This is a genomic window from Dellaglioa sp. CoH-57-MRSF-22, assembly GCF_056781895.1.
This window is the reverse complement of sequence record NZ_JBXAXT010000001.1, coordinates 280,127-296,827: the sequence shown is the minus strand read 5'-3', so window position 1 is coordinate 296,827 and position 16,701 is coordinate 280,127. Positions and strand designations below refer to the sequence as shown.

The window sequence follows — 16,701 nt, the reverse complement described above, 5'->3', positions numbered from 1 at the left end:
GTCAGTATGTATGACTTACATGATATTGTTGAAATGAAAAAACCACATCCTTGTGGGACTAACCGCTGGGAAATCGTGCGAATGGGAATGGATATTCGCATTAAGTGTTTAGGATGCGGGCACCTTATTCTATTACCTAGACGAGAATTTGAAAAAAAGATGAAAAAAATGTTAGAAAAAGCAACAACAGAAGATAATACAAAATAAATGAAAAGAGTGACGTCTAATTATGGCATTAACGGCAGGAATCGTAGGATTACCAAACGTAGGTAAATCAACTTTATTTAACGCAATTACAAAAGCAGGCGCGGAAATGGCTAATTACCCATTTGCGACAATCGATCCAAACGTTGGGATGGTTGAAGTTCCAGATAAACGATTAGCACGTATCGATGAAGTAGTCCCTGCTAAAAAAATTATTCATACAACTTTTGAATTTACGGATATTGCCGGTATTGTTAAAGGCGCAAGTAAAGGTGAAGGACTTGGTAATAAATTTTTAGAAAATATTCGTCAAGTTGATGCTATTGTGCACGTTGTTCGTGCATTTGACGATGATAATATCACACATGTTTCTGATAAAGTGGATCCAATGGACGATATTGAAACAATCAACTTAGAACTTGTTTTTGCAGATTTAGATAGTGTGACAAAACGTTATGCTAAAGTTGAAAAAGTGGCTAGAACAAAAGATAAAGATGCGTTGGCTGAATTCAGTATTTTACAAAAAATCAAACCAGTTCTTGAAGCTGGACATGCCGTTCGCTCAATTGAATTTGATGAAGAAGAAGAAAAATATGTTAAAGGTATGTTTTTATTAACGAACAAACCAGTTCTTTATGTCGCTAATATTGCTGAAGATGACATGGCTGACCCAGATGCTAATAAGTATGTAAAATTAATTGAAGCCTTTGCAAAAGAAGAAGGTTCAGAATGTTTAGCCGTTTCTGCTAAAACAGAAGAAGAAATTGCTGAACTAGATGATGAAGATAAACTTGATTTCCTTGAAGCTGCTGGTGTTGAAGAATCAGGACTTGATCGCTTAATCAGGGCATCTTATAAATTACTAGGTTTAGCAACTTTCTTTACTGCTGGTGGTGCCGAAACACGAGCATGGACCTTTAAACAAGGGATGAAAGCACCTCAAGTTGCCGGAATTATCCATTCAGATTTTGAACGTGGATTTATCCGTGCTGAAACAATGTCATTTGCTGATTTAGATAAAAATGGAAGCGTCGCAGCAGTTCGTGAAGCTGGTCGTTTACGTTCCGAAGGTAAAGAATATGTCGTACAAGATGGCGATATTATTGAGTTCAGATTTAACGTCTAAATAAAATAAGTCAGTAGGGGTTGTTAGTCATGTCAGAAGAAAACAAAGTCGAAGAAACATCAGTTGAAGAGAGAAATGCGACAGCTGCAGCAAAACAAAAAGAACATTTAGAAAAAGAAACGAAGTTACAGGATAAAGGACCCTTTGCGGGATTAACGAAGCGTAATGAAGATTATGTTTACCGTTTAAATAGTATTTTGAAAGATTCAAAAATTAATGATGAAAAACGAAATACGGTCATTGGTGAAATTGTTGCAGAACTTCGCACCGAACAGCATAAAGGTGTAACAGCAACTAAACTATATGGTCCTGTTAGTACAAAAGCAACTGATATCATTATGGGCCCACAGAAAAAAGCTGCAGAACCAACAAGTAGTTTTTGGTTAACAGCTTTAGATAATGGGTTGATGATGTTATTAATTTTTGCTGGTATGTACGGTGTTATGGGATTAATGAGTAAAACAAGTACGCAAGCAGAAGCTTCTGGTGCTGGTGGATTATTAACACTACTAATCACATCAATTTTGGGTGGTATTGGAGCAGCGCTCTTCTACAAAAAATATGGCCCAAACGTCAAAAAAGAAGACAAACCAGCTTTCTGGGTTACATTACTAGTATTTGTAGCCTTTCTTGCAGTATGGATTCTTGCCTACATGTTAGTGGCATTGATTCCAGGACCACTTAATGCATTGTTGCCAGCCCCTGTTTATCTTGTAATTGCATTAATCGCATTTGCAGTTAGAATTTACGTTAAACGTCGCTATAATATCAACCGAACAATGTTTTAAATTGATTGATATCTTGAAAAGAGTTCAGGTAAAATTTTTGAACTCTTTTTTGTTACAGTTAAAAACGATTATAGGTTAATAAGAATCGGACGATAACCTTGACCAATGTTGAGTTTATCTGGTATGTTAGTAAACAAAATAAAAGTAGAAAGCTGGTTTTAAAATGTCAAATTGGGAAACGAAGTTCGTTAAAAAAGGATTTACTTTTGATGACGTGTTGTTAATACCTGCAGAAAGTCATGTATTACCGAACGAGGTTGATATCAGTGTACAATTAGCTAAGAATATCAAATTAAATGTCCCAATTTTAAGTGCTAGCATGGATACTGTTACAGATTCTAAAATGGCGATTGCTATGGCTCGCCAAGGTGGCTTAGGTGTTATTCATAAAAATATGAGTATCGAACAACAAGCTGAAGAAGTCAGAAAAGTAAAACGTTCTGAAAGTGGCGTTATTATTGATCCTTTCTATTTAACACCGCAACATTCTGTTGCAGATGCTGAACAATTGATGAAACGTTACCGTATTAGTGGTGTTCCAATCGTTGAAACATTAGAAAATCGCTTATTGATTGGTATCATTACGAATCGTGATCTACGTTTTGTTTCTGATATGTCAGTCCTAATTGATAGTGTTATGACTAAAGAAGGATTAGTAACAGCTGCGGAAGGTACTTCGCTTAAAGAAGCTGAAAAAATACTCCAAAAAAATAAAATTGAAAAATTACCAATCATTGATAAAAATGGTCGTTTAACTGGTTTAATAACAATTAAAGATATCGAAAAAGTTGTTGAATTTCCTAACGCAGCTAAAGATGAACATGGCCGCTTACTTGCTGCTGCCGCTGTTGGTGTTACAAGTGATACATTTGAACGTGCTACAGCTTTACTAGATGCTGGTGTTGATGCTTTAGTTATCGATACTGCTCATGGTCATTCAGCCGGTGTTATCCGTAAAATTACTGAAATCAGAGCACAATTCCCAGAAGCAACTTTAATCGCAGGTAATGTCGCAACTGGCGAAGCAACTCGTGCCCTTTATGATGCTGGCGTTGATGTTGTTAAAGTTGGAATAGGACCTGGATCAATCTGTACAACACGGATTGTTGCTGGTGTTGGTGTTCCGCAATTAACAGCTATTTATGACGCTGCTGAAGTAGCTCGTGAATATGGTAAAACAATCATCGCTGATGGGGGTATTAAATACTCTGGTGATATCGTTAAAGCCCTTGCTGCCGGTGGTAACGCTGTGATGTTAGGTAGTATGTTAGCTGGAACTGATGAAGCTCCTGGTGAATTTGAAATTTATGAAGGTCGTCGTTTCAAAGTTTACCGAGGTATGGGAAGTTTAGCAGCTATGGAACAATCAAATGGTTCTTCTGATCGTTACTTCCAAAGTGGCGTAAATGAAGCTAATAAGTTAGTGCCAGAAGGTATTGAAGGTCGTGTATCATACAAGGGTAGTTTAGCTGATATTGTTTTCCAAATGGTTGGAGGCTTACATTCAGGTATGGGTTACGTTGGTGCTGGAACATTGAAGGCATTACAAGATGACGCACAATTTGTTCAAATTTCAGGTGCTGGTTTAATTGAATCACATCCACATGATGTTCAAATTACCAAAGAAGCACCTAATTACTCAGTTAAATAATAATTAAAAAGGCGTGATTTCTTTCAGATGAAAGAAGTTACGTCTTTTTTAATGGAGAGTTTTAAATTATAAATAAGACTCTAATGATTAATCATGATTTGATGCAAAATCATTGTATACAGTAAAAGGAATACGACATTAGTTAGAAATATTAATTTACTTAAAAATAAGTATCAATTGTGGAAGTATTTAAATTTATAGACTACACTACGAGTATAAATATTATAGGGGGTTACGAATATGTTAATTATTGATTACGTTCATGGGGAACAGCTACAAGCAACTTATAAAACGGCAGCAGCTTTTGTTGCGATGATGCAATTGGAAGTACCTGAGTTTGAAGATTATTATAAAATTACTAAAGTAACGGAATCTGGTAAAGAGATTGAGTTATCAGATAAAACAATGGGCGGTTTATTTAACTACTTATTAGAACGTGGATAATAAAAAATGGAAAGCTTTCGTTTTTTACGAAAGCTTTTTTTGTACTACTTAGATTAAGTAGATTTAACCAATTCTTTAAAGTTATCGTGTGTGATATTTGATACAATATACTATAAGTAAAGAAAAGTCAGGAGATATCCAATGAAAATTTTAGTTGTAGATGATGAAAAAGAAATCGTTGATTTAATCTCTATTTATTTAAAAAATGAAGGTTACGAAGCAATTACTGCTCAAAATGGACTTGAAGCGATTGAAAAATTAGAAGAAATGCCAGAAATCGGTGTAATGATTCTCGACGTTATGATGCCTAAAATGAACGGAATGGATGTCATTAAAGAGGTTCGTAAAACTTCAGAAATTCCAATATTAATGGTTTCTGCTAAAACAGAAGATATGGACAAAATTCGTGGACTGATTACAGGTGCTGATGATTATGTTGTTAAGCCATTTAACCCATTAGAAATTATGGCACGTGTTAAATCATTACTCCGTCGTAGCCAAAACTCGAATCCGGCACCTGATGTTGCACTTGAAATAGGACCGCTAATTATTAAAAAAGATTCTCATGAAGTTCAAACAGTTGAAGGTAGTGATATTCAATTAACTGCTTTAGAATTCGGTATTTTATATTTATTAGCCTCACATCCAAATCATGTGTACTCTGCGGATGATATTTTTGAACAAGTTTGGCAACAAGAATCAATTATTTCTGCCAAAACAGTAATGGTCCATGTGAGCCATTTACGTGATAAAATTGAAGCAGCAACAAACGGTGATGATATTATCAAAACCGTCTGGGGCGTTGGATACAAGATAGAAATGCATTAGTGAGGGGTTATTTTTGAAATTAACTGGTAGAGAAAAAAGTGAATTAATCGCGGAAGGATTCATCACGATTATTCTATTAATTTTACTGAATTTATCAATTTTTATTCTATTAAATCAGACGATTGCTTCAAACCCAGGACTTGAGAATGGTATTTTTCAAATTAAGACGGCATTAACTTTTGGGCCGAATGATTTCAATGTCTGGAGTTGGGGGAATGTTTTTGTTGCGTTCATGCTTATTGTGGACGTTGTCGTGCTCTATTGGCGACTAATTCGACGTTATCATCAAATGCAGTTACGTCATGTTATTTCAGAATTGCATTATATTGCGGACGGTCATTACGATCATCAAATTCCTTTTAAACTACAAGGTGATATGGCGCGGGTCGTTTCAAGTATTAATGCTTTGGTTCAAAGTACGATTGAATCAATGGAAGAAGAACGTCGAATTGAGAATTCAAAGGATGAGCTGATTACCAATGTTAGTCACGATATTCGAACACCATTGACATCAATTATCGGTTACTTAGGTTTAATAGAAGATAATCAATATAATTCGCAAGAAGATTTACTATCTTACACACATACAGCATTTGTGAAATCAAAGCAGATGAAGGTTTTAGTAGAAGATTTATTTGAATACACAAAAGTGCGACAGACGTCGACGCCAATTAATGCGATTAATTTTGATATGAATCAAATGTTAGAACAATTGGCAGCTAGTTTTGAACTTGAAGCTAAAAATAAAGAAATGACAATTAGTAGCAATACGAACCCTAACCCGTTAATGATGGAAGCTGATACTGAAAAATTAGGCCGTGTTTTTAATAATTTAATATCAAATGCCTTAAAATATGGGGCAGGCGGTAAACATATTTATTTAGAAGCAGAAAAAATTGGTCAGGAAGTTATCGTAAAAGTAACTAATGATGGCCCTAAAATACCTGAACAATCACTTAATCAATTATTTGATCGGTTTTACCGAGTGGAAGAATCTCGTTCACAAAAAACGGGCGGAACTGGATTAGGGCTTGCCATTGCTCAAAGTATTGTCACGCTCCACGGTGGGTACATATATGTTGTCTCAAATGAAGAGCTAACTAGTTTTGTTATTCATTTACCATTGGGTAAGAATATAAAATTAACTAGAAAGCAAGAAGAACAGTTGCAAGAATAGCTATTATTGGGTATTCTTAAATGAATAAGAGAAGTTAAGAGGGTAAAGAGAAAATGATATTTTTAAAACGTACAAAGAAATTCGTAATTGGGCTTATTTCAGGGGCAGCACTATTTACTGGGGTTTCAGCAATGGGACTTCAAGATGAGGTTAAATCTGTATCAGCTGCAACAACCAGTTCAAGCGCTATTAATTTAACAGCTAAAGCTGCTTTAGCAATTGATGCAGATACTGGACAAGTAATCTATGAAAAAAATGCTGATGCTGTTTTACCAATTGCATCAATGACAAAATTAATTTCGATTGATGTTATTTTAGATCAAATTAAAAGTGGTAAATTAACTTGGGATCAAAAAGTTAAGATTGATAACGATTCTTATAAAATTAGCCAGGATACATCATTATCAAACGTTCCGTTGAGTAAAACGAAATCATACACAGTTAAACAACTGTATGATGCTAGTTTAATTTACTCAGCAAATGGGGCTATTATGGCACTTGCTCATGAAGTATCGGGATCGCAAAAAGATTTCGTAACATTAATGCGTGCAAAGGTTAAGTCATGGGGAATTACAGATGCTAAGATTGATAACGTTTCTGGTTTAACTAATAGCGATATCAGTAAAGCTGATCGATACCCCGGTTCAGCCGCATCAGATGAAAATGAATTAACTGCCAAAGATATGGGAATTGTTGCTAAAAACTTACTTAAAAAGTACCCAGAAGTATTAAAAACAACAAGTATCAAACGTAAATATTTCGATAAAGGAACATCTGACCAAACACTAATGGAAAACTGGAACTGGATGTTACCTGGTTTAGCTAAGGCATATACAGAATTACCTGTTGATGGATTGAAGACAGGTACTTCTGACAAAGCTGGTGAATGTTTTACAGGAACTGTAAAAAAAGATGGTCATCGAATTATTACGGTCGTTTTAGGATCATCACACAAGAGTGAAACGGATGTAAGTCGTTTTACAGATACACAAAAAATAATGTCATATGTATTTGACATGTTCAACGTGGAAACAATCAAGGCTGGTACAATATTTAAAAACGCCGATAGTTTACCTGTATTTCATGGTAAAGAATTAACAACTAAAGTTATGCTTAAATCTAATCAAAAAGTTTGGTTGAAAAAAGGCGAAACAGTTAAGTCGATTATTTCAGCTAAAGTATCAGAAAATACTGATTTAGTTAAGAAAACAGGATTAGAAGCCCCAATTAAGGCTAATAGTGATATTGGAACGCTTAAATTAACTGGTAAAGATAATGCGTTATCTTATGTTGATGGCAAAAAATCACTTTCTGTTACAGGAACGAATAAAGATGCCATTGAAAAAGCTAACATTTTTGTTATTATGTGGCGTGCAATTACTAACTTCTTTGGAAATTTATTTTAAATCAATAAAATCATCTCTGATTTCTAGGGTGATTTTTTTGTCTATATGGGCAATTTAGTCGTGTAAGATTAAAAAAACATTAAAAAGAAAATAAAAATTTGTTGTTCGTGGACATTTGATGTATATTATAACGTATCGATAAAATTTTATAGTAGAAATAATTAATTTAGGGGGCACCAATTTTAATGAAAATGATTAAGAATGAATTTAAATTTGTTGGAAAGAATAGAATACTTCTAGTTTCAACAATTGTTATGATGCTTATTCCGATTCTGTATGCTGCTTTCTTCTTGAAATCAGTTTGGGATCCATATGGCAAAACAAGTGATTTACCAGTAGCAGTCGTTAATAACGATGAATCTGTTAAATATAATGGAACGACATTGGATGTTGGTGATCAACTTGTAAAAGAGTTGAAGAATAATGACCAATTGAAGTGGACATTCGTTTCTGCAAAACAAGCAAAACAAGGAATGAAAGACAACAAGTACTATACAACAATTACGTTGCCTAAAAACTTCTCTTCAAATGCTGCAACTTTAATGGATACAAATCCTAAAAAGATGAAAATCACGTACGATACTAATGCATCTCGTAACTACATTGGTGAAGTTATCAGTGAAACAGCAGCAAAACAATTAAATAGCCAAATTCGTGAATCAGTCACGAAAGCATATGCAACAGCTATTTTCGGCCAAGTTAAAACAATCGGTAAAGGCTTTAAGACAGCTGCAAGTGGTTCTAAAACATTGTCTGATGGTACAGTAACATTGAATGATGGCTTAAATAGCTACATTACTGGTGTAGGAACTGTTAATAATGGTGTTCAAACACTTTCAACTAGTGTTGTTCCATTAAAAAATGGTGTTCAAAAATTAGCAACAGGCGCTGGTTCTTTAAGTGCTGGATTATCAAAACTTAATAATAGTACAGGTACATTAGCTTCAGGTGTATCGAAACTAGATACTGGCTCAACAACATTAGCAAGTGGTGTAAAAGGTTATACTAATGGAGTTACTGAATTAAATAGTGGTTTGAGTCAATTAAGTTCAAATTCTCAAGCATTAAATGATGGAATAATTACCTTAAGAGGTGGTATTACAACAGTTCAAGCGGGTAACCAATCGTTAACTAAAAGCTTGAAGGAGTCTGCTGCAACTTTAGATACACAATTAAATAGTCCAGATTCACAAGCTGAAATGGCAAAATTAATGGCTGGATTTACAGCATTAGATTCAGGAATTTCTAAGTTGAATTCTGAATTAAATGGCACAAATGCGCCTAATATTGATGCTAAAAAATTAACAGCCGATTTAACTCAAATTGGAGCTAATACTAAACTTGTTGCCGCTAAAGCAACAGATGCTGGTTCACAATTGAGTGAATTAAATAATAGTCTTTATAGTACAACTAACGCATCCAGTGTTGCTGCACAACTTAAGGATGCGCAAAGTAATATGGGTGCTTTAGTTACCTTTGTAAAATCACCTGATTTTGCAGCTTTAGAGAAATCTAATCCAACGTTAGCAAAAAGTATTGCTGCTTCTGTTAATGGATTAGGAAGTAATCTTCAAACTGCTGGCACAAGTTTAGCAGCATCAGGTAATAATACAACAAAAATTAAAACAGATTTATCTGATATGACAACACCGTTGACTGATAACGGTGACAAATTAAAATCGATTCAAAAAGAATTAGCAGCTATTCAAGAATTACTACCTAAATTACAAGCATTAAAGGCGGGTGTTGCCGAGTTATCTGCTCAAGAACCACAAGTAACAGCAGGTGCTAAGAAAGCCATTGATAAACTAATGGCTGGATTAAATACTGTTAAAACTGGTTTAACGCAGACAGGTTCTGGCACAAAGGAAAGTCCTTATGGTGCTATCCAAGCAACAGACTTACTAAATGCTGGATTAGGTCAAATTATGGCTGGGTTAAATGGTACAGATAAAACTCCTGGCTTAATTCCAAGTGTACAAAAATACACTGCAGGTGTATTAAGTGCTAATAATGGTTCTAAAACATTAATTGGAAACAACAGTGCCTTAGTATCAGGCTCGAGTCAATTAAGTACTGGATTATCAACATTGAATGGATCAGTACCAACATTGACATCAGGAGTTAGTCAATTAGCTACTGGCTCAGGTACATTATCAAATGGTTTAGTAAGCTTGAATGAACAAGTACCAACACTTGTTGCTGGAGTTGATAAATTAGCTGCAGGGACTCAAAAATTAGATGATAACTCAGCTAAATTAGGTGATGGTTCTAAATCACTTAAAAAAGGGTCAAAAACATTAGCTACTGCTCTTAAAACAGGATCAGATACAGTTAATGGAATTAAAGCAACTAACAAGACAGCTAATATGTTTGCAGCACCTTCAGAATTGGAACATAAGAATTACAGTTATGTTCCTAACTATGGACATGCTTTAGCACCATATGTTCTTTCACTTGCATTATACGTTGGGGCAATCGTCTTTAACTTTGCATTCCCAATCCGTAAAATTTCAACTGAAGGTCAATCAGCAACAGCTTGGTTCTGGAGTAAAGTTGCTATTGGAACTGTCGTTGCCCTTGGTATGGCACTTGTTGAAGTTACAGGGATGCTTATGTTTGGATTACAAGCAGACCATATTGCTGAAACTTACTTAATTGCAACAGTATTCTCGTTAACATCGATGTATCTTGTTATGGCACTTGCTATGGCATTTGATAATCCTGGTCGATTCGTGGCCATGGTTCTCTTGATGTTACAATTAGGTGGCGCTGGTGGTACGTTCCCAATGGAAGTTACGAATAGCTTTTTTAATGCCATCCATCCATTCTTACCAATGACATACTCAACCTTAGGGTTCCGTGAGTCATTAACTTCTGGAATGGTTAGTGGACAAATTGGCATGAGCGTATTTGTTCTTGCAATCTTCGCTATCGTTTCATTAGTTCTATTATGGGTTGCTATGCAAATTCTTCAAAGAGTTGGACTTGCTGGTAAATCACAATTAGATGATAATCAAAAATTACAAGATTTAGAAAAATAGATTATTAAATAGAGTTACGCAAAATTAATTTTGCGGGCTCTATTTTTTTGATTGAATATATTTAGAATGGGTTAATTAAATTGAGGTTCTTAATCTTAGTCCTAATGGTCGTAATAATAACTAAAAAGCGGTATACTGTTACTATTAATATTTAAAACAATAGGAGGCCAAATTATGTTAAGTCATTTTGATGAAAAAAATGTTGAAGTTAACGAAAAAGGAATTCCATTTCCAGCTGATACACGTGTTAGTTTTGAAACAAATAACGAGTTCTTTACTGGTGTCGTTGAAAAACAACTAAAAAATTCGGCTATTATTAAATTCGATAAGGAATTTATTAAGAATGAAACAGCTGAAGAATTAAAACATAAAATTGTTGTTAGTTATGCAGGATTAGAATTAATTAAATAATCAGGATTAGAGATTAGCGTGCGTACTTAGCGCTAATCTCTTTTTTTAAATTAAACTAAAAGGGGGAAGTCAGAATGAATAGGTGGATCCAGAAATATCTAGATAAAGCTAGTTTGTTGGCCTCTCCCGTACAAATTGTTGTCTTTTACTATTTAGCATTGATTGTAGTAACAAGTATTTTATTATGCCTTCCGTTCTTCAAACAACCTGGTGCTAGTGTGCCATTTATTGATACAATATTCATGGCAGTCTCAACGGTTAGTGTTACAGGATTAACCACATTTCCGTTAGAGCAAGTCTATAACAATAACGGTATCATCTTACTAGAAATGCTTTTTCAAATAGGTGGTTTTGGTATAACAATGCTCTCAACGTTTATTATGGTAATTGCTGGTCGACGCATTGGGTTGCAACAACGCAGGCTAATTCAAACTGATATGAATCAACCGCATTTAAGTGGAAATGTTCGTTTAGTTTATTCAATTTTCGGCATTATGCTAGGGATTCAAGCTTTTTTTGGTGTGATATTTTCAATTTATTTATATGTACGTGATGGCTTTGAACATCTAGCTGCGTCAATTTTTGATGGCTTTTATATTGCAATATCTGCGTTAACAAATGCGGGATTTGACGTTACTGGGAAATCTATTATCCCTTATTCGAAAGATTACGTCTTTTTATTTTTAATTATGATTTTAATTTTTATAGGTGGTTTAGGATTTCCCGTTATTATTGAAATTTTAGCGTGGATCAAGGTTACGTGGTTCAAACCAGGACATAAAAAATTTAGATTTTCATTATTTACAAAATTAGCAGGTAGTTTTGCGATTGGATTTTTCTTTATTGGAACAATATTAATTTTCTTATCTGAACATAATGGTTATTTTGCACATAAGGATTTCGTTGAGAGAGTTATGACAGCTATGTTTTATAGTATTACAACGCGTAATGCCGGACTACAAATTAATCAAATTAGTGATTTTAATACGACAACCTTATTGATTTTTTCTATGTTAATGTTTATTGGTGCTAGTCCAAGTTCAGTTGGTGGTGGTGTTCGAACAACAACAATTGGGATTTTAGGATTATATTTGTTATCGTTTATTCGTGGACATAAGAATGTGAATATTTTTAATAGAAGGATTCATGAAAATGATATTCAAAAATCAGTAGTAGTTGTTAACCTATCGATATTTATGTGTTTAATCGCGGTCTTTATTTTAAGTATTACGGAGAATCATTCGTTGATTTCGCTGATTGTAGAAGTAACTTCTGCTTTTGGAACGACGGGATTATCAACGGGAATTACCAGTTCATTAAGCATTATCGGTAAAATGGTCATTATTATTTTGATGTTTGTTGGACGCGTAGGGATGTTATACATGTTAATATTCTTTGTTTCGAAAAAAGAACGGGATGAAAAGTATCGTTTTCCATCAGAACAGATCATTATTGGATAACTTTTTGATTAGAGTTACTAAATAATGAGTATTAAGAAACAGATGTATGCTATAATTTATATCGTTAAACCAACTTTATATTATTGGAGGACTATCGTGAAAGAAACAGAGAAACGCTGGCTCACAGTTCTTAAAATTGCGATGCCGCTTTGCCTGAGTTACGTCCCAATTGGACTCGCATGTGGTATTTTGTTGCATGCAGCAGGCTTCAATACGATATTAGCAGGATTAGTTTCCATACTTGTCTTTTCAGGTGGTGCACAGTTTTTAATTGCATCAATGTTGACGATTCAGTCGCCAATTCTTTCAATTGTTACTATGCTATTTTTCTTAGAATTACGGTATGCGTTATTAGGTGCTAGTTTGTCACAGTACATTCGAGGAACTAGTCGTAAGTTTTTATACATATTTGCGGCATCACTAAACGATGAAAATTACGCAGTAAACTATTTAAAATTTGCAACAGATAAAGAATGGAAACCAAAAGATGCCTTGATGGTTGAACATTATTCATTATTATTTTGGACGATGAGTAATATTGCAGGTAGTTTAATTGGTGCTGGGTTAAAAATTAATTTAAGCATTGTTGAATTTGCATTAACTTCATTATTTATTTACATGATAGTCATGCAACTTAAAAATTATCTCACAATTATTATTAGTATTCTTTCAGGTATTTTAGCAATTATTTTCATGTCATTGTTCCAAAGTACGATGGGATTAGTTGTAGCAACTTTACTAGCTTCCTTTGTTGGATTTATTATTGAACATGAAATTGTTAGAAAAGGTAAACGAAATAAATTATTAAATACGATTAAACCAAAAGCAAGTCGACATACAATAAGTAGAAAGTCTAAAGTTTCTGAGGAAAGTTAACTATGGAAATGACAACAATGGATCATTTTTTATTAATTATTTTATCTGCAATTGTTGCATATTTACCGCGATTTATTCCATTACGAATTTTTTCATCTCGAGAAATCCCAGAATGGTTTAATGAATGGATGAAGTATGTACCCGTTGCGTTATTTTCAGCATTAGTTTTTAAAGACCTTTTTATTGATTCAAGTTTTCAATTTGTGGGCGTAGATAACGTCACAAAATTAATAGCGGCTGTGGTTGTATTCGCAATCGCATATCGTACGAGATCAATGGGATTATCTGTTGTACTTGGACTTTGCGCTATTATGCTGTTGTCACTTATATTATAAATTAAGTAAATAAGAATTTAGTTTCTCTCAGGGACTAAATTCTTATTTTGAATAACGGTTGAAGGATGTTCCATGATATAATAACAGCGATATAAATATAGGGATAAGAGGTGTGGTTAAAATGAAAAAATGGGTATGGGGATTAGTTGCAGTTGTTATAGTAGGTATGTTTGGTGGCTACGGTTTAACGAAACATGCAGAAGCAAATAAAAATTATAATACAGCCATGAAGAACGGTAAAACTGCGATTCAAGATGCAGAATATACTGAGGCAGAAAATTATTTTGATGTCGCTTTAAAAAAGAAATCAAATGATGCGACTGCACAAGCTTACAAGACACAGGTGACACATTACAAGGCAGTAATTAACAAAACTGAAGATCGTCAGTATAGTAAAGCAAAGGATGCAATTAGCATCGTGCTAGCGGATCATGATGGATCAGCAGTCATTAAAAAACGAGCAACAAATTTGAAAAAAGAATTAACAACGGTTCTTGAAAAACGTGCGCTATTCATAAAAACATATAATGAAGCAATGAATTTAAATACAGAATATAGCTACACAGCATCAAACGATAAATTAACTGAAATCTTAAAAGATAGTAGTATTGATAAAAATTATTACTCAGATTTAAAGAAAAAAGCAACAGACTTACAACAAAAAAATGATAAGAATTTGGCAACGATTGGCTACCCAACAAGTAGTTCTTCAAGCAGTTCTTCAAGTAGTTCGAAAAGTTCAACACCATCATCTAAAAGTAGTGGTTATGGGTCGGAGTATAGTATACCAGAAATAAAAAACAATTCGTCAGCTACGTTGACGTCAGAAGAACAAGCCGCTGCATCATCGTATTCAGGTTCGAATGAATATACAACAAGTTCATCTAACATAGTAGATGGTAACGGTAAAGCAATTACAGCATCACGTATTAAGGCAGCACGAGACTCAATTAAATTTGCTGGTGTTAACCCTAACTCATTTAGTGATTCAGATGTTGTAAAAATTATTAAACAGGCTGTTAAAGAAACAACAAGTGTTAAAGCTATTGCAGCGCGAGATTACAAATAAATTAGTATTTTAAGAGTGTGATTCTAAATTTTAGGATTATGCTTTTTTCTTAACCTCCACTGAAAACGTTTACTTTTAATTTGGTGCAAAGTTATTATATAGTAGAAATAAGGGGGAATATGACATGTACTTAGCTGTTAAAGAGATTAAATATAATAAACTTCGGTATGGTCTGATTATTTTCACCATCTTTTTAGTTTCATATCTCATTTTTTTTTAACGGGATTGGCTTTTGGGCTTGCGAACAATAATCGGTCTTCAATTGATAATTGGGATGCGGATAACATTGTTATCAGTCAGTATGCGAATAATAATTTGGCATCTTCCGAGATACAAAAAGACTCACTTCCTAAGATTTCAGGGTCAAAATCAGACTACGCTTATTTAGGTCAAATGATGGGCGTTGCTAGTCGGAAAAACGAACCAAAAGCTAATATTAGTGTTTTTGGAGTTCAATTTAATCAATTTTTGAAGCCTAAATTAGTTCAAGGCAGAATGCCGCAGAAAGTTAACGAAGTAGTTGTTGATAATGGATTAGATGCCACTAAATTAGGCCAAAAAATAAAAATTAATAATGCGAAACAAGAATATAAAGTAGTGGGGATAACGACGGGTAATAAATACACAACAGCACCAGTTGTCTATTTACAATTAGCTGACTATCAAACGTTACGTTATGGCCCGGACAATCCGACTGAAAAAATTAATGCAGTTGTTTTAAAAAATTCAGCTAAAATTAAAAAAGATCAACAATTAGCGACATTAACAATGGACAAGGTGATTAACAACATACCGGGATATGGTCCAGAAGTGAAGACCTTTACGTTAATGATTGGCGCCTTATTTGTCATTATTGCGTTTATCGTAGGTATCTTTATGTATATTTTAACCATTGAAAAAACAGCCGTTTATGGCGTGTTACGTGCACAAGGAGTTTCTAGTGGGACTTTGGTTAAAAGCTTAATTTGGGAGTCGTCATTACTAGGTTTACTAGGAATTGGATTGGGTATTATTGCAGATGTGGCAACAGCGCTATCGTTACCAGCTGCCGTCCCATTTTTAAATAATGTCTTCTTAGTCGTAGGATTTTCGGTTATCTTATTATTGATGATCATTCTAGGATCACTATTCTCCATTTTTAAAATATTACGTGTTGATCCACTTGATGCAATTGGAGGTGTCTAAATGAGTTTAATGCAATTATCTGATGTTTCTAAAACATTTGGAAAAGGTGATAATAAAAAGTTGGCTCTTGATAATATTGATTTAGTTGTTGAGAAAGGGACGTTTATTGGCTTGACAGGTCCATCAGGATCTGGAAAAACAACGTTGCTGACCATTATGGGTGGATTACAAGGATTAACCGATGGAACAATTTATTTTAAAGATCAAGAGATCGGACAATTAAGCGAAAAAGAGCGAACTAGGTTACGATTTAATGAATTTGGGTTTATTTTACAAGGGTCTAATTTAGTCCCATTTTTAACCGTTTTAGAACAATTTGAATTAGTCAATAAAATGAAAACTAAAAAAGAAAGTCGTAATCCCGAAATGATGTTACGTGACTTAGGTGTATGGGACCAAAGAAATCAATATCCTGCTAGTCTTTCAGGTGGTCAAAGACAACGCGTTGCAATCGCTAGAGCATTATTTGGGCAACCGGAGCTCATCTTTGCTGATGAGCCAACGGCAAGCTTAGATAGCAAAAGAGCGAAGCAAGTTGCAGCCCAGCTAGCCGATATTACTAAAAAGACGGGACAAACGATTATTATGGTTTCACATGATGAAGATGTCTTGGCATATACAGACCAAACATTTTTTATGCGAGATGGACAGCTCACAAAAGAATGATTTTTAATGATAACGAAAAGAGAACCGCAAT

The 16,701-nt window shown here is 34.2% G+C and carries 16 protein-coding genes; all 16 read left to right on the top strand.

Translation table 11 applies throughout. The features are described from left to right. Positions 1-6 precede the first annotated feature (6 nt). The 16 genes from AC1RPR_RS01340 to AC1RPR_RS01265 all read left to right on the top strand — a co-directional run bounded on the left by AC1RPR_RS01340 (position 7) and on the right by AC1RPR_RS01265 (position 16,670). Positions 7-207: a DUF951 domain-containing protein gene (locus AC1RPR_RS01340; RefSeq protein WP_409021822.1), complete on the top strand. Its 201-nt coding sequence runs from the start codon at positions 7-9 to the stop codon at positions 205-207. A gap of 22 nt (positions 208-229) precedes the next feature. After that, positions 230-1,330 (top strand): redox-regulated ATPase YchF, encoded by a 1,101-nt coding sequence (ychF, locus tag AC1RPR_RS01335; RefSeq protein WP_481761066.1) that lies wholly within the window; start codon positions 230-232, stop codon positions 1,328-1,330. Between the two features lie 29 nt (positions 1,331-1,359). Next, positions 1,360-2,118: a DUF1129 family protein gene (locus tag AC1RPR_RS01330; protein ID WP_481761065.1), complete on the top strand. Its 759-nt coding sequence runs from the start codon at positions 1,360-1,362 to the stop codon at positions 2,116-2,118. Positions 2,119-2,281: 163 nt separating this feature from the next. After that, positions 2,282-3,769, top strand: coding sequence for an IMP dehydrogenase (gene guaB / locus AC1RPR_RS01325; protein ID WP_481761064.1), 1,488 nt, complete (start codon positions 2,282-2,284; stop codon positions 3,767-3,769). A 240-nt stretch (positions 3,770-4,009) separates the two neighbouring features. Then, complete coding sequence (locus tag AC1RPR_RS01320; RefSeq protein ID WP_481761063.1) at positions 4,010-4,213, top strand: hypothetical protein; 204 nt, start codon at positions 4,010-4,012, stop codon at positions 4,211-4,213. Between the two features lie 141 nt (positions 4,214-4,354). Further along, complete coding sequence (locus AC1RPR_RS01315; protein ID WP_409021818.1) at positions 4,355-5,041, top strand: response regulator transcription factor; 687 nt, start codon at positions 4,355-4,357, stop codon at positions 5,039-5,041. A gap of 13 nt (positions 5,042-5,054) precedes the next feature. Further along, positions 5,055-6,218 (top strand): sensor histidine kinase, encoded by a 1,164-nt coding sequence (locus AC1RPR_RS01310; protein WP_481761062.1) that lies wholly within the window; start codon positions 5,055-5,057, stop codon positions 6,216-6,218. A gap of 53 nt (positions 6,219-6,271) precedes the next feature. Beyond that, positions 6,272-7,624, top strand: a complete 1,353-nt coding sequence (locus tag AC1RPR_RS01305; RefSeq protein WP_481761061.1) for a serine hydrolase — start codon at positions 6,272-6,274, stop codon at positions 7,622-7,624. 185 nt (positions 7,625-7,809) lie between these two features. Next, entirely contained in the window at positions 7,810-10,668 is a 2,859-nt protein-coding gene (locus AC1RPR_RS01300) for a YhgE/Pip family protein (RefSeq protein ID WP_481761060.1), read from the top strand. A gap of 174 nt (positions 10,669-10,842) precedes the next feature. After that, entirely contained in the window at positions 10,843-11,079 is a 237-nt protein-coding gene (locus AC1RPR_RS01295; RefSeq protein ID WP_409021814.1) for a hypothetical protein, read from the top strand. A 74-nt stretch (positions 11,080-11,153) separates the two neighbouring features. Continuing rightward, positions 11,154-12,539: a TrkH family potassium uptake protein gene (locus AC1RPR_RS01290; RefSeq protein WP_481761059.1), complete on the top strand. Its 1,386-nt coding sequence runs from the start codon at positions 11,154-11,156 to the stop codon at positions 12,537-12,539. A 96-nt stretch (positions 12,540-12,635) separates the two neighbouring features. Further along, positions 12,636-13,415, top strand: a complete 780-nt coding sequence (locus tag AC1RPR_RS01285) for an AzlC family ABC transporter permease (protein ID WP_481761058.1) — start codon at positions 12,636-12,638, stop codon at positions 13,413-13,415. A 2-nt stretch (positions 13,416-13,417) separates the two neighbouring features. Then, a complete protein-coding gene (locus AC1RPR_RS01280) occupies positions 13,418-13,750 on the top strand; it encodes an AzlD domain-containing protein (RefSeq protein WP_409021810.1) in 333 nt (110 codons plus the stop codon). A 121-nt stretch (positions 13,751-13,871) separates the two neighbouring features. Next, positions 13,872-14,819, top strand: coding sequence for a hypothetical protein (locus tag AC1RPR_RS01275; RefSeq protein ID WP_481761057.1), 948 nt, complete (start codon positions 13,872-13,874; stop codon positions 14,817-14,819). Between the two features lie 225 nt (positions 14,820-15,044). Then, positions 15,045-16,004 (top strand): ABC transporter permease, encoded by a 960-nt coding sequence (locus AC1RPR_RS01270; protein WP_481761056.1) that lies wholly within the window; start codon positions 15,045-15,047, stop codon positions 16,002-16,004. Beyond that, the gene (locus AC1RPR_RS01265; protein WP_481761055.1) at positions 16,005-16,670 is read left to right on the top strand and encodes an ABC transporter ATP-binding protein; all 666 of its coding nucleotides are present in this window, start codon (positions 16,005-16,007) and stop codon (positions 16,668-16,670) included. Positions 16,671-16,701: the final 31 nt, after the last annotated feature.

Coding starts and splice junctions, on each gene's coding strand:
- AC1RPR_RS01340 (WP_409021822.1), top strand. CDS start 7: ATGTATGACTTACATGATATTGTTGAAATGAAAAAACCACATCCTTGT.
- ychF (WP_481761066.1), top strand. CDS start 230: ATGGCATTAACGGCAGGAATCGTAGGATTACCAAACGTAGGTAAATCA.
- AC1RPR_RS01330 (WP_481761065.1), top strand. CDS start 1,360: ATGTCAGAAGAAAACAAAGTCGAAGAAACATCAGTTGAAGAGAGAAAT.
- guaB (WP_481761064.1), top strand. CDS start 2,282: ATGTCAAATTGGGAAACGAAGTTCGTTAAAAAAGGATTTACTTTTGAT.
- AC1RPR_RS01320 (WP_481761063.1), top strand. CDS start 4,010: ATGTTAATTATTGATTACGTTCATGGGGAACAGCTACAAGCAACTTAT.
- AC1RPR_RS01315 (WP_409021818.1), top strand. CDS start 4,355: ATGAAAATTTTAGTTGTAGATGATGAAAAAGAAATCGTTGATTTAATC.
- AC1RPR_RS01305 (WP_481761061.1), top strand. CDS start 6,272: ATGATATTTTTAAAACGTACAAAGAAATTCGTAATTGGGCTTATTTCA.
- AC1RPR_RS01300 (WP_481761060.1), top strand. CDS start 7,810: ATGAAAATGATTAAGAATGAATTTAAATTTGTTGGAAAGAATAGAATA.
- AC1RPR_RS01295 (WP_409021814.1), top strand. CDS start 10,843: ATGTTAAGTCATTTTGATGAAAAAAATGTTGAAGTTAACGAAAAAGGA.
- AC1RPR_RS01290 (WP_481761059.1), top strand. CDS start 11,154: ATGAATAGGTGGATCCAGAAATATCTAGATAAAGCTAGTTTGTTGGCC.
- AC1RPR_RS01280 (WP_409021810.1), top strand. CDS start 13,418: ATGGAAATGACAACAATGGATCATTTTTTATTAATTATTTTATCTGCA.
- AC1RPR_RS01275 (WP_481761057.1), top strand. CDS start 13,872: ATGAAAAAATGGGTATGGGGATTAGTTGCAGTTGTTATAGTAGGTATG.
- AC1RPR_RS01265 (WP_481761055.1), top strand. CDS start 16,005: ATGAGTTTAATGCAATTATCTGATGTTTCTAAAACATTTGGAAAAGGT.